General features: G+C 59.0%; 13 protein-coding genes. 5 read left to right on the top strand and 8 right to left on the bottom strand.

The window, feature by feature from the left end; translation table 11 throughout:
• The first annotated feature begins 505 nt into the window (after positions 1–505).
• The 3 genes from KGB07_RS07170 (at position 506) to KGB07_RS07160 (ending at position 3,337) form a co-directional block, all read left to right on the top strand.
• The gene (locus tag KGB07_RS07170; RefSeq protein WP_223465042.1) at positions 506–1,450 is read left to right on the top strand and encodes a chromate resistance protein ChrB domain-containing protein; all 945 of its coding nucleotides are present in this window, start codon (positions 506–508) and stop codon (positions 1,448–1,450) included.
• Positions 1,443–2,801 (top strand): chromate efflux transporter, encoded by a 1,359-nt coding sequence (gene chrA / locus KGB07_RS07165; RefSeq protein ID WP_046038271.1) that lies wholly within the window; start codon positions 1,443–1,445, stop codon positions 2,799–2,801. Before KGB07_RS07170 ends, chrA begins: the two co-directional genes overlap by 8 nt.
• An 83-nt stretch (positions 2,802–2,884) precedes the next feature.
• On the top strand, positions 2,885–3,337 hold the full coding sequence (locus KGB07_RS07160) for a chromate resistance protein ChrB domain-containing protein (protein WP_046038272.1): 453 nt from the start codon (positions 2,885–2,887) through the stop codon (positions 3,335–3,337).
• A gap of 167 nt (positions 3,338–3,504) precedes the next feature.
• Here KGB07_RS07160 and KGB07_RS07155 read toward each other — a convergent pair whose 3' ends face one another.
• Positions 3,505–3,891 carry a YkvA family protein gene (locus KGB07_RS07155; RefSeq protein ID WP_223465041.1) on the bottom strand — a complete coding sequence of 129 codons (387 nt, stop codon included), beginning with the start codon at positions 3,889–3,891 and terminating at the stop codon, positions 3,505–3,507.
• Positions 3,892–4,197: 306 nt separating this feature from the next.
• Here KGB07_RS07155 and KGB07_RS07150 point away from each other — a divergent pair, with 306 nt between their 5' ends.
• Both KGB07_RS07150 and KGB07_RS07145 read left to right on the top strand, forming a co-directional pair.
• Entirely contained in the window at positions 4,198–4,596 is a 399-nt protein-coding gene (locus KGB07_RS07150) for a hypothetical protein (RefSeq protein WP_080925272.1), read from the top strand.
• Positions 4,597–4,832: 236 nt separating this feature from the next.
• Positions 4,833–6,005: a DUF1624 domain-containing protein gene (locus KGB07_RS07145; RefSeq protein ID WP_046038294.1), complete on the top strand. Its 1,173-nt coding sequence runs from the start codon at positions 4,833–4,835 to the stop codon at positions 6,003–6,005.
• A gap of 61 nt (positions 6,006–6,066) precedes the next feature.
• Here KGB07_RS07145 and KGB07_RS07140 read toward each other — a convergent pair whose 3' ends face one another.
• The 7 genes from KGB07_RS07140 to KGB07_RS07110 form a co-directional block, all read right to left on the bottom strand.
• Positions 6,067–7,449, bottom strand: coding sequence for an LLM class flavin-dependent oxidoreductase (locus KGB07_RS07140; RefSeq protein WP_223465040.1), 1,383 nt, complete (start codon positions 7,447–7,449; stop codon positions 6,067–6,069).
• Between the two features lie 34 nt (positions 7,450–7,483).
• On the bottom strand, positions 7,484–8,329 hold the full coding sequence (locus tag KGB07_RS07135; RefSeq protein WP_046038299.1) for an amino acid ABC transporter permease: 846 nt from the start codon (positions 8,327–8,329) through the stop codon (positions 7,484–7,486).
• Positions 8,326–9,147, bottom strand: a complete 822-nt coding sequence (locus tag KGB07_RS07130) for an ABC transporter substrate-binding protein (protein ID WP_223465116.1) — start codon at positions 9,145–9,147, stop codon at positions 8,326–8,328. Before KGB07_RS07130 ends, KGB07_RS07135 begins: the two co-directional genes overlap by 4 nt.
• A 189-nt stretch (positions 9,148–9,336) precedes the next feature.
• On the bottom strand, positions 9,337–10,305 hold the full coding sequence (locus KGB07_RS07125) for a DHH family phosphoesterase (RefSeq protein WP_046038303.1): 969 nt from the start codon (positions 10,303–10,305) through the stop codon (positions 9,337–9,339).
• 12 nt (positions 10,306–10,317) lie between these two features.
• Positions 10,318–11,106, bottom strand: a complete 789-nt coding sequence (locus KGB07_RS07120) for an SDR family oxidoreductase (RefSeq protein ID WP_046038304.1) — start codon at positions 11,104–11,106, stop codon at positions 10,318–10,320.
• A gap of 32 nt (positions 11,107–11,138) precedes the next feature.
• Positions 11,139–12,308, bottom strand: a complete 1,170-nt coding sequence (locus tag KGB07_RS07115) for a sulfotransferase family protein (RefSeq protein WP_046038305.1) — start codon at positions 12,306–12,308, stop codon at positions 11,139–11,141.
• A complete protein-coding gene (locus KGB07_RS07110) occupies positions 12,305–13,420 on the bottom strand; it encodes a DUF1214 domain-containing protein (protein WP_223465039.1) in 1,116 nt (371 codons plus the stop codon). The genes KGB07_RS07115 and KGB07_RS07110 overlap by 4 nt, the downstream gene beginning before the upstream one ends.
• Positions 13,421–13,483 lie beyond the last annotated feature (63 nt).

Here is a 13,483-nt window from a genome sequence, read left to right as displayed (position 1 = left end):
AACGATTATCTTTTGTAAGTAAATACATATCATTCCGATACAAATGATTGACGTCACTCAGGACGATCGTCTCAATTCAATAGATGGTCGACATCAACGCTCCGTCCCGACGTCAAGCCTCGGGCCGTTACAGTTCGATATCTGGCGCTCAGGTTAGGCGGATACAGCTCAGCCTCTCACAGCCGGCAATGTGCCATCGACGATCTGCCGGAGAGTCGTCTTCGACAGAAAACGTCATCGGGGCAGACAGTGGACACAGTGATGGCAAATGAGAGGCATCACTTAAGGTGACGGGCAGTGATCGGCCATTCACTATTGCCGTCTAAAGAATGAGAAACGCCTTTCTGACACGGTTTGCATCAGAACGCATCAATTGATGCTGCTTGCACTCATAGCTCCCCCCTCCAGCTAGCCTCGCAGAAATCCTGTTTCTGAAAGACGGGTTTTCAAACACTAAGATCAGGGGTAATGTAGCTTTTACTACAAAATAAATAGCGATCTCTACATGAAAACCTGGCTGGCACTGATTCTCGGCTTACCCACAGCGAATGCCACCGAACGCATGCGAGCCTGGCGTGCTCTGAAAGCTGCTGGTGCGGCGGTTCTGCGTGATGGCGCCTATCTGTTGCCCGATACCAGTGTCTGTCGTGAAGCGCTCGCAGTTGTCGAGCGCGACATCCTGGCCATCAACGGGACCGTATTTATCCTGCCTGTCATAGATCCTAACGGTGAGCGTTTTGTCGAGTTGTTCGACCGTAGCGATGACTACAGCAAACTAAACGCAGAGATCGAAGAATGCCGTGGACGGCTCAATCCTGAAAACGCATTGGCCACCACGAAACAGGTTCGCAAATTGCGCAAAACCTACGACCAGTTGACCAACATCGATTACTTCCCAGGTAAGCCGAAGCAGCAGATTGACGTCGCCTTGCAAGCACTTGAAATTGCCGTCAGCAGAGCCTTGTCTCCTGACGAACCACACAGCCGTAACCACCCCATAACAGCACTCAATCGTGGCGATTTTCAGGGGCGTGTTTGGGCAACCCGCAAGCGTCCTTGGGTTGACCGCCTGGCCTGTGCCTGGTTAATCCGTCGCTTCATTGACCCTGACGCTCAGATCCTCTGGTTGGACACTCCACAGGACTGTCCGGCCGATGTGTTGGGCTTCGACTTCGATGACGCCGCTTTCAGCCATGCCGGTAACCGCGTGAGCTTCGAAACCTTGCAAGCCAGTTTTGAGCTTCAAGAGTCCGGCCTGAACCGCATTGCGGCTTTGGTGCATTACCTCGATGTCGGAGGCATTCAGCCGGTAGAGGCTGCCGGCATCGAACGCGTGCTGGCAGGACTACGTGAAACCATTACCCACGACGACCATTTGCTGACAGCTGCAAGCGCCATCTTCGACGGCCTGCTCGCCGGATTCGTGAAAGAGGAACAACCTAATGAATAAGGTTTCGGCATCAACGATTGAAGTGGATCTGTCGAAACCTGAACCGATCAGTTTGCGTGAGGCATTCTGGTTCTGGCTTAAGCTCGGCTTTATTAGCTTCGGTGGGCCAGCGGGACAAATTTCGATCATGCACCAGGAACTGGTAGAGCGGCGGCGCTGGATCTCCGAGCGTCGCTTCCTGCATGCCCTCAATTACTGCATGTTGCTGCCTGGGCCGGAGGCCCAGCAATTGGCAACCTACATCGGTTGGCTGATGCATAGAACCTGGGGTGGAGTGATTGCGGGGGGACTGTTTGTCCTGCCCTCATTGTTCATCCTGATCGCTCTGTCGTGGATGTACATCGCCTTCGGTGAAGTGCCTGTGGTGGCAGGGCTCTTCTATGGGATCAAGCCCGCCGTAACAGCCATCGTCGTGCAGGCGGCCCATAGGATCGGCTCACGGGCGCTGAAAAATAATTGGCTGTGGGTGATAGCGGCGGCGTCGTTTACCGCGATCTTCACGTTCAATGTGCCGTTCCCATTGATTGTGCTGGGAGCTGCATTGATCGGTTATGTCGGCGGACGTCTGGCGCCCGAGAAGTTCAGAGCGGGGGGCCACAGCGCTACGAAAAAGTCCTTTGGCCCAGCCTTGATCGATGACGACACGCCGTCCCCTGAGCATGCCCGGTTCAGTTGGTTGAAACTGACGTTGCTCGCTCTGATCGGCTTGGCGTTATGGGCATTGCCGATGGGAATACTGACCGCCCTCTTTGGCTGGGAAGGCACCTTGACCCAGATGGGCTGGTTCTTTACCAAGGCGGCGTTGCTGACCTTTGGTGGAGCCTACGCTGTGCTCCCGTATGTCTACCAAGGCGCGGTAGGTCAATATGGTTGGCTAACCCCGACTCAGATGATTGACGGCTTGGCTCTGGGGGAAACCACACCTGGGCCGCTAATCATGGTGGTGGCCTTCGTGGGTTTTGTCGGAGCCTATGTCTCGCAAGTTTTCGGGGCCGATCAGTTGTTTCTGGCTGGCGCTATCGCGGCAGCCTTGGTGACATGGTTCACCTTCCTGCCTTCGTTCCTGTTCATCCTCGCGGGTGGCCCGCTGGTAGAGTCGACCCACAACGAACTCAAATTCACGGCACCGCTTACCGCCATAACCGCCGCAGTGGTTGGCGTGATCCTCAATCTGGCGTGTTTCTTCGGCTATCACGTGCTTTGGCCAAAGGGCTTCAGCGGTAACCTCAACTGGCCTTCAGCGTTGATCGCGATTGCCGCCGCGGTTGCCCTGTTTCGCTTCAAGAGGGGCGTCATCCAGGTATTGATGGGCTGTGCGCTCGTCGGCTTGGCAGTGTATCTACTGCGCTAGAAAACACCCGTTGATTAGCAATCTCTGGCGGGCATTGGGCTCGCCTGATTACCCAGCCTACTGAATTAGGCAGGAGGTGTCTCATGAGGTGGGTTACCCGTGAACGACCCAAGATTGACCGTATTGCCTGTCCTTGGTTAATCACCCGTTTCATAGATCCACAGCCCGAGTTTCTATACGTGCCCAGCGCTGATGTGCTGCGGGTTGCAGCGGAGAAAGACGCTGCACCCTACGACATTCCCGGCGTAGAGCTGACTCATTTGGGCGAATTGTGCAGTTTCGATGCGTTCCTGAAAAAGTACCAACTCAGTGAACCAGCCTTGCACTATCTGGCCAAGATCGTGCGTGGCGCTGACACCTCACACCTGGAGATGACCCCACAATCGGCTGGGCTGTACGCGATTTCACTAGGGTTATCGCGGTGCTTTGCCGACGACCATGAAATGCTGGCACACGGTCTGATCATGTATGACGCGCTCTACGCTTGGTGCAAGGAGTGCCAAAGTGAATCACATAACTGGCCTCCGCAGATGTGAGGAAACTCGCCAACCGAAGCCCAGCCTAGCGCTGGGCTTTCTACATTAGTGACTGTGATCGTCATTTGGCTAATTGTTGCGAAGGCAATTCTCTGCAATGAGGCGTTTGTGACCCTTCGCGATAGGCACCAATCGGCCAGAAGCGGTCATGGGGACGCGACTTCTATTCAAAGAAAGTAAGCCCCCAAAATCCCCGCAGCAACGAACCAAACAAATACAACGATTACCGCAGCAAACCTGTTCGCTGGCGGCCTCACTTGGCTTTTCTCCCACTCACTCGCTTTGACCTGACACTCCTCGAGCACCTGCACAGGCATCAAGCGAATAGCGAGCAGAATGCCAAGCGGCAAGATGATCACGTCGTCCAAGTATCCAAGCACAGGAATGAAATCAGGAATGAGGTCGATTGGACTCAGCGCATACGCCACGACAAAAACCGAAATCCATTTGGGTAACCAGGGTGTCTGCGGATGCTGATAGCAAAACCAGAGAACCATGGTTTGCCGTTTTAGCTTTCTGGCCCAGCCGCGTAAACGATCAAGTATGCGTTTCATGTCGTAATTGTCAGTACCTGAAGGAGCGTGCCTGCGAGCGTAGCGCCTTGGGTGATTGACTGCTATGGGTAGTGGATTCAACCGGTCGTGACAGGCAGCAATCAGCCATGAGCGGACATCGAGATAGCAATCCTCAAAGGGGCCGCCCCCTTATGTCGTAGGCTATTTAAACAGCGACCCCCTAGAACTTTTTCCTGTTTATCGGTCTATGTGGATAGGCACATCCGATCGTTAAGCGCGAACCCGCAAGCTTCCCGCAGCCGGATGGCCACACGTCCAAATATCAATCAGAGGTTGTCTTCGCGCATGAAATTCCATGACCCACGGATGGTGCTCTTCGGCCTGTTCGCGTTCGCGGCAGTGGGCTCGGCATCAGCTACACAGATGAAGACCTCAACCCCTGTTTTGGCACCTGAAGTCACAGCAGTTCAGTCTCCGGTCCAGGCTGCCGCCAACCCTTGGCCGACCTTGGCCAGTATGGCCGACAAGCAGCCAGGGCCGTTGCTTGCCCATGAAGACCGATACTGGCATGACGGCCGCTGGCACTCTCGTAGAGACGATTGGCGCCGAGACGACTGGCATAGAGATAACTGGCGCAGAGAACAAGCCCGCCGAGAAGCAGAACGCCATCGTGATTGGGAACGCCATCAGGATCGGGCCATGCGGTACCGATACGAGGACGATCGCCGCTACTATCGTCGCTAGTGCGATGCCCAGCAGCTTAAAAACGTCGACGAGATACGAGCGCCCCGCTTGCGCCCTCCTCGTCGGCGTTGAAGGCAATATGCAAACGCCGTCCCCCTCGAAGTGCCGATGACACCGAATTAGCCACCCCATGCGAATGCCCACGAAGCAGGCATAGATGTTATGTTATACCCTATAAAACTATAAGCTGTCAGTCGCCACTGGCAGAGCCATCCACTCCCTGCTTGCGACATTCGATGACAACTTCTACCCACATCCCGCCCATCACAAGCTTGAACCAACGCCTGCTGTCCATTGATGCCCTGAGGGGATTGGTAATCCTCCTGATGCTGTTGGATCACGTGCGCGAAACGTTCTTTTTGCACCGTCAGGTAACAGACCCGATGGACATCGAATCCACTGAGCCGGCGCTATTTTTCAGCCGCACACTTGCCCATTTGTGTGCGCCGGTCTTCATACTGCTCACCGGACTGTCCGCTTACCTGTATGGCCAAAAGCACCAGGGCAAGGGCGATGTGTCAGCCTTTTTGTTCAAGCGCGGTCTGTTCCTGGTACTGCTGGAGTTCACCCTGGTGAATTTCGCCTGGACCTTTCAGTTCCCGCCTACGGCAATCTACATGCAAGTGATCTGGGCCATTGGCATCTGCATGATTGCCCTGGCCGGACTGGTTTGGTTACCCAGGCCCGTTCTGTGCTGCCTGGGCCTGGTGATCGTGGCCGGGCACAACCTGTTGGATAATGTTCACTTCGCGACAGGCTCGCCCATGCATATACCTTGGGCGATTCTGCATGATCGCGGCTGGATCGAATTCTCCGACGGCTTGCGTCTGCGTACCTCTTATCCTGTACTGCCGTGGATCGGTGTGATCGCCCTTGGATACAGTATCGGCCCCTGGTTTGCCGGCCAGGTTTTGGCCGCGAAGCGTCAACATACTCTGCTATTTACAGGGGTCGGGACATTGGTCGGATTTGTCGCACTGCGAGCCGTCGATGGTTATGGCGAGGCGCATTGGGTCGCCCATGAAGGCCTCACGCAAACCCTGATGAGTTTCTTCAACATTACAAAATACCCACCTTCCCTGCTGTTCCTTTCGCTGACGCTGGGAGTGGGCCTGTTACTGCTTCGTACCCTGGAACGGGCCCGACAACGCAAGTGGGTCAATGCTTTGGCAGTCTTTGGCGCGGCGCCGATGTTCTTCTACTTGCTCCACCTTTACGTACTCAAGGCGCTGTATCTGGTCAGCGTGGCGTTGTTCGGATTGAACCAGGGGAGTTTTTTCGGTTTCGACAGCATTTTGGCTGTGTGGCTGATGGCGGTGCTCTTGGCTTTATCCCTGTATTTACCCGTGCGCTGGTTCGCGGCATTGAAGGCACGCCGTCGCGATATCAGCTGGCTCAAATACTTCTGATCAGGACATTTGCTCACAAAAGGGGCCCGTGGAGAGCCCCCTTTTTCAAGACTGTCCCGTCCTAAAAACCTTTATCAAAGCGGAACGAGGCGCCGTAAGCCGAATCCGGTAAATGGTTCGCGCCATCGTCCCGTAACCGCGAACGGAAGGTACCGCTCTGTGGCCGAGCGCGATACAAGCCGCGCTTTTGCAGTTCAGGAATGACCAACTCAACGAAGTCCTCAAGGCTGCCCGGGCTGATCAGCGGGTTGAGCATGTAGCCGCTGGTGCCGGAAATACGGGCGTGCTCTTCGATCCGGTCGGCCACTTGTTGCGGCGTTCCCACCAGAATCAGATCACTGCCCCGGGTGACGTTGGCAAAGCGCTGTTTGACATCGCCGGCGGTCAAGGGCTTGCCACTGCCATCAGGCCGCATCACATAAGAGGTCATGCCTTCGGTGTGAGTGGACAACGCGTCGCTGTCCGCGTAGCGGCTGATGTCGATACCGGTATCACCTGCATAACTCACCAACTGCGCCTGCAAGTGATAGTTGCTTTGCAGTTCGTCATATTTGCGCTGGGCTTCGATCTCGGTCCTGGCCGTGACAATGCGAAGTACCGTCAGTGATTTAACATCTTCTGCGTGACGCCCCCGTGCCCTGGCCTGCGCCCATATATCTTCCAGTCCCTGGCGAATCTCCAGCGGGTTGGACTTGGCGATGAAAATCAGTTCGGCGTGCTTGGCCGCGAACTCGCGACCACGGCCTGACCAACCGGCCTGGATCAGCAAGGGTGTGCGTTGCGGTGACGGGGACGTCAAATGCGGCCCGGCCACCCGGTAATGCTCGCCGACATGATTGATCGGTCGCACGCGATCGCCCCTGGCATAGACCTGGCGAGACTTGTCGGCCACCACGGCGTCATTTGCCCAGCTGCCTTCCCAGAGCTTGTAGACCACATCGAGAAATTCATCTGCGCGTTCATAGCGATCATCGTGCTTGATCATCTGCTCCAGACCGAAGTTGCGAGCGGCACTGGTCAGGTAGGAGGTGACGATGTTCCAGCCGACCCGGCCATTGGTCAGGTGATCCAGCGTGCTGAATCGCCGGGCATGGGTAAAAGGATGCTCGTAACTGGTGGTGACAGTCACGCCGAAGGCCAGGTTTTCCGTCACGGCGGCCAATGCCGGAATGATCATCAACGGATCGTTGGCCGGTGCTTCCACCGCCCACTTCATGGCCGCGTCGGCATTACCGCCAAACACATCGTAGAAACCCAGCACATCACCAAAAAACAACATGTCGAGATGAGCCTGGTCGGCGATGCGTGCCAGGTTCGACCAATAGCCCAGGGAGTTGATGGTCAGTCGCTCGTCAGCCGGGTGCGTCCAGAGGCTCGGTGCGCCGCCACAGCCAACACTGGCTTGCTCGTATAACGCAAACAACAGAGGTTTTGGATCGGACATCGTAGTACCTGTAAAAAGTCATTAAACGGGTGGGTCAGCGCTGATGCTTGAAGCCTTTGCCGTAGTGGCGTTCAAGTCGGTTCTGTATCAACTCCAGGCCAATGGACAGGAGCCAATAGATAACGGCTGCGGTGGTGAGCATTTCGATGTAGCGGTAGGACGAGCGACCGTACGACTGCGCGAGGAACATCACTTCCCAGACCCCCATCACCGATATCAACGAAGAGTCCTTGAGCATTGAAATGAACTGACTGGTTGTCGGGGGAATGATCGTGCGCATGGCTTGCGGCAGGACAATATGCAGAAACGTTGCCGCAGGCTTCAGACCCAGGGCCATCGCCGCTTCGCGCTGCCCGGGTGCAACAGCCATGATGCCGGCACGAAAAATCTCGCTGAGGTAGGCACCGTAATTGAGCGACAGCGCAATGATCCCCGCGCTGATGGCGCCCGGAACCACACCCAACTGCGGCAGCCCCAGGTAGATCAGCAGGATCTGGATCAGCAGTGGAGTACCGCGAAAAAAGGACGCATAGAAACTGGCAATGCCGAACGCCACTGCACTGCGAGACAGGCGCGCCAGCGCCGTCACGAAGCCAAGGAGCAACGAAAGCCAGATCGAGCAGAAGCACAAGAACAGCGTCAGCGCGGCGCCTTGCAAGAAACCGTCAGGCCCCAAATGCAGGCCGACCAGGTTGGGCAACTTCTGCACAATGATCGAGAATTTCAGATCGAAGCTCATGAAAAACATGACGCACAGGCCGAACAGCACTGCCCAGGTCAAATACAGGCGAGTGCGAAAACCAAATAGCTGGCTGAAACGACGCGTCTCGGTTTCGACGGCGACAGCCGCCTTGGCCGGGTGTGGATTAAGGGCTGTCATTGGCTGATATCGGCACCGATCCACTTCTGTGAAATCTTGCTTAACGTGCCGTCGGCCTTGAGCTGGGTGACGACCTCAGTGACTTTGGCATTCCATTGCGGATCACCCTTTTCGATCGCTACCACGTTGGGCTCCGCATACAGCGTGTCGCCGGCAATTTTGAAGCGAGGATCCTGGGCGATGCGTTCGCGCGCAGTGATGAGGTTGGTGACCATGGCATCCAGCCGCACGCCCGTGCCCAAGGCCAGATCCTGGAAGGCTACCGTTTCGTTGTCGTATGGCGCGACCTGGACGCTTTCGAATGGATAGCTCAACGGCTTTTCCTCGGCGCCCTCGATCACCAGATCCTTGTTCAAATAGGCTTCATAGGTCGACGCACTGATCACACCGACTTTTTTACCTGACAGATCCTTGCCCGTGACAATGTCCTTGTCTTTGGCATTCACCACGATCACGGCCGGTGACTGGTAGTACTCCACCGGGAAGTCGAACACTTCGGCCCGTGCCTTGCTTGGGGTCATCGAGCAGACGCAGATGTCATATCGTCCGTTCCAGTGTCCGGCAGCGATGACATCCCAGGACGGTGTCTGCAACTTCAGCTTCACCCCTAGCCGTTGCGCAACGGCCTTGGCGACATCCACGTCAAACCCGTCCAGTTGGTTCTGTTCATTGAGAAAGGAGAATGGCGGATAGCTTTCCATCAGAACGCCGGTCAGCTCCCCACTGCTGGTTACGCGATCCAGCGTGGCGCCCGCGAAAGCCGTCGAGCAGGTAGCCAGTAATGCCAAGCCAAAAGGTAAAAGCGCCTTAGTGTTCACAGACAAGTGCTCCAATCGATTCAAAATACTGAATAGATTAAAACGCACTATAAAAATACTTTGTACTTCATTTATGGAATATAAGACTGCGTTCAAGCTATATTGGATCCAGCGGTCCAGGCGCTTGCACCGCTGACGCTTGGTGGCAAGCAACACCCCGACCGATCCGTTCGGGGCGTTGCTCTTGGCTCAGCGATAGCAATCGAGCAGGCGTGCGGCGACTTCCTTCAATTGCGCGTCGGCCAGGCGATTGATCCCGGCAGCACGCTTGCGTCCGCCCCCTGTGGGAAACTGCCGGCAGAAGGCATCCGCCGCCAGCCCGGCCTCTTCCGGTACCCGCAGACTGAACGCCCAGTCACCGTCCGCCCTGGCGCTGAGCAAGCCGATCGCCTTGCGCGGCGCACCGGCCGCCAGCTGGTTGGCCAGCACGCCACTGACCCGCCGTGCCCAGGGTTGCGCGGGCAGGCGGTACAGCTGCGCCCCCCGCCCCTCGTGCCAGGGTTCAAGGCCTGTGGCAGCAGCCATGTCGGCGGCGTGGCCGATGCGCAGGGTGGTGAAGCTTGTGCTGTGGCGGATGAAGTCCAGCGGGTCGTGGTAAGGCAGCAGCTCGGCGGCCAGCGCCAGCGGCTCGAAGTACAGGTCCGACAGGCTGTCGCCATAGGCGTTGTAGTTGAGCAGCAGGCCCAGCTCCTCCAGGGCCTGCATCTCATCGTTGGCCAGGCCATGCTGCACCGCCAGCGCCCGGGCCGGGCCGGTCAGGCCGTCACCAAAGGCGGCGGCCACCGCCCAGCGGTGATACCCCCCGTCCAGGTAGGTGTTGACCAGCAGGCTGGTGCACACCTGGGCGGCCGTGTCGATGAAGCACTCGAATGCCGGATGCCGAGGCAGTTCACCTGCAAAGTGATGGTCGAAATAGCGTACCCGGGCGCCGCCGTCGAGCAGGCGCCGGGTGGCCTCGCGATTCTGCTCGTGGGCCACGTCCAGCACCGTGACCCGCTCGCCGGGCCCGGCCTGGACCCGGCGCAACAGCTCGATGTCGCGCTTGACCCCACTGACCAGTCGCACCTGCGGGCTCAGTTCGCCGGCCAGGCGCAACTGCTGAAGGGCGCACAGACCGTCGGCATCGCCGTTGAAGGCGCAGTGATCGATTGTGTTCATCTGCCCTGCTCCTCAGTACATGACTTCGCCGCCGTTGGCATCGAGCTGCGCACCATTGATCGCACTGGCGTAGTCCGATGCCAGAAACAACGCAGCGCGGGCGCACTCCTCGTCGCTGCGCATGCGCCCACCGGGGATGCCGACACTGAACTCGGCGCGCACCTGCTCTTCGCTGACACCCCGGGCGGCAGCGGTCTGGCGTACCAGAGCCTGCACCGGCTCGCCCCACATCCAGCCACAGGCCAGAGCGTTGACCCGCAGACCGTGGGCCGCCTGCTCACTGGCCAGGTAGCGCACGCTGGCCGCCAGGGCGCTTTTCGACGCGGCATAGGCCGCCCCACCCTGATACGGCTTGCGCACGCCCAAGGTGTTGATCATCACGATTGCCCCCGCGCCCTGCGCGCGCATTGTCGCCAGCACCGCGCGGCTCATGTTCAGCGAACCCAGCAGGTTGACCTCCAGCGCCTCGCGCAGCGGGTCGTTGTCCGCCTCGTCCACCGCCTGGAAACCGCCATGGGAAAAGGCGCTGTTGATCAGCGCATCGATACGGCCGAATTGCTCGAGGGTGGCTTCGGCGAAACGATTGCAGGCCTGCACATCGGTGATGTCGGTGGCCACGCACAGCACCTCGCAATGCCCGGCGACCGCCTTGATGCGCTGCTGCGCCTCAAGTAGGCGGCCCATGTCGCGGGCGCCAATGGCCACGGCCCGCGCCCCTTCACGCGCGGCCTCCAGGGCCAGTTTGATACCCAGCCCGGGGCCAACGCCCGAGACCATCACGACTTTGTCTTTAAGCAGCATGGGATGAATCCTCTTATTGTTTTGGGACAGGCTCAGGCTTGCAAATGCCGGGCGCGGTACTCGGCGTAGTCACGTTGCAGCAGCGCGTCGCTGAGGCCGAACTGGTCAGGGCTGTAGTGGTGGGCAGCGCGTTTTTCCCGACCGTTGGCGGACAACCATTGGCCCATGGCTGCCTGAACTTTTGGCGTGCATTCAAGGCCGGCGAAGCGATAGATGCGTTCGACCACTGCCTGGGGCGCGGCCAGGGTGTCTTCGAACTGCACATCGAGAAAGCGCTCGGCCGGCATGCCGTCACGCACCGTCATGGCATGGCGCAAGGCCCGCGCCATGCGCCGGTTCCACTGCTCGCCGACGGCTTCTGCGTCGGCCTGGTCGCTGTACAGCTGCCACAGGGTGTGGATGAAGCTGGCCAGCGAAGGAATGGTCCTGGCCGGTTCGCGATGGGTGAGCACCACCTGCGCCCCGGGGAACACTTCGAACAACAGCTCCAGGGTATGCAGGTGCTGCGGGCTCTTGAGCAACCAGCGCCGGCCGGGGGCGATGCCACGGCGTGCCTGCTGCCATTGCAGGAACTGCAGGCAGCGCTTGAGGTAACGGTAGACCTGGGTCTGGTCCTGCCGGTCGAGCCAGGCGGTGTAGCTGGGGACGTTGACGTAGGAGTCCATGGCGCAGAGGAACGAGTGCTCCATCAACATGAACTCTTCGTCGGGCTGCTCGGCGTCCAGTGGGTGGATGGCCAGCAACTGCGGAAGGAACTCGATCATCGCCGCCACTTCGGCGCGCGCCCGGCCGAGGCGTTGCAACGGCTGCTCCAGGGTCTCCCCGCCGAGGGGCGCCGGGTAACGGGTTTCCCACCACTGCGCCTTGCTGAACTGCGGGTCCACCGCCAGGGTGCGTTGCAGCAGCGTGGTGCCGGTGCGTGGCAGACCGACGATCACCAACGGGTCGTTGATTTGCAGTTCAAGGATTTCCGGGAAGCGTCGACAGTGGTCTTCGATCACCAGTCGGTTGACCAGTTGCGCCAGCAGCTTCTCGCGCAATAGCGCACGCCCCTGGGACGATAACCTCGCTTCCTGCTCCAGGGACTGCGCCAGTACCTGAAGGCCCTGGCGGAAATCGCCCGGGCCGAAATCCTCAAGGCCACCTGCGCGAGCACTGGCTTCGGCCAGCAGCAGGTCCGGAGAAAAATCGTTGCTGCTCATAGTGCCAGCTCCTTGAGGTCATTGAGTTTGACCACGCGGGTGGTCGGGTGAACCGGTTGTGTGGCGCCGACCCAGCGCAAGCACAGCGTGCCGTGGGGATGGCCGGCAGTTTCCAGCCAGTTGGCCAGGCCCGGGTCACGGTGGCTGAGGACCATGCGCAGGCTGCTGTCCGCCGCAAGCTGCGCCGAATGCTTGTTCAGGCAGATGCGGTGGTAGCGGTAGTCGAGCGACTCCATCCAGTAGTTGTTGATCTGCAGGTTCCAGAAGTCGCAGGCCGGCACCTGGTCGACCTCGATCAGCAGCGCTTCGTCGTCGGCCAGCGCCCAGCAGGAGTGGTAGTAGAAGATGTTGGGGGCGCCGCCCACGGCCTGGCACAGCGCCTGGTCGGCAGGCGGCAGCTGGTTGCTGTGCTGCTGGTAACCCTGGGCCCAGTCGGCGAACAAGCGCGCGGTGTTCTCGACGAAACTGCCGACCCGCTGCAGGCTTTGTTGCAGGCCTACGGCGTCCAGCGGCACGGGTGCCTGGCTGGCCTGCAGGCGCTCGATGCGCAGTTGCGCCGGCTGCTCGCTGCTGCGATCGAGAAAGGTCTGGCGCACGATCAGCGCATTGCTCTGCGGCTCAAGAGGAAGCCAGTTGCCGCTGGCCGGCGGGCGCTGGCTGAGGATGATCTCGAAGTTGCCCTCGGCATCCAGTTGCAGTTGCCCGGCGTCGATAAAGCCGGTCTGGATCATCTTGCCGTCCGTCTCATAACCGCCCTTCTGCGAACCGAAGCTCAGGTAGGCGACACTGCCGCGCTGGCCGCTGACCCGGTATTCGTGTTCGCCGTTCAGGCGCGCATAGCGGTACAGGTTGTCCGGGTTGTCGGCGCCGATCTTGGCGGTTTCATGGGAGGGGGTGATGAAACCGGGGAAGTCGGGGTCGGCGAATTCCAGGTGCATCTCCAGGGCGATGCGCAGCAAGCGGGTGAGGTAGCGAAAGCCTTCGGCGCGGGTCTGCTCGTCGGCCGGGGCTTCGGCACGCAGTATCTGTTCGCCGCTGCGGCGCAACTGCTCGCAGAACCGGGTCCAGGTCTCACCGCTGATGACCTCCTGTTGGGGGGTGTCTGTAGCCATGTCAGTCTCCTCTGCCGGCGGAGGGCCCGCCGCTGTAGACGACCTTAGGGAGAAGCGCGGCAA

The sequence above is a fragment of the Pseudomonas sp. GL-RE-26 genome (assembly GCF_019956275.1).
GTDB classification, from domain to species: Bacteria; Pseudomonadota; Gammaproteobacteria; order Pseudomonadales; family Pseudomonadaceae; genus Aquipseudomonas; species Aquipseudomonas grandcourensis.
The sequence above is the reverse complement of the archived record's forward strand: the minus strand, read 5'-3'. Positions and strand labels throughout refer to the sequence as shown.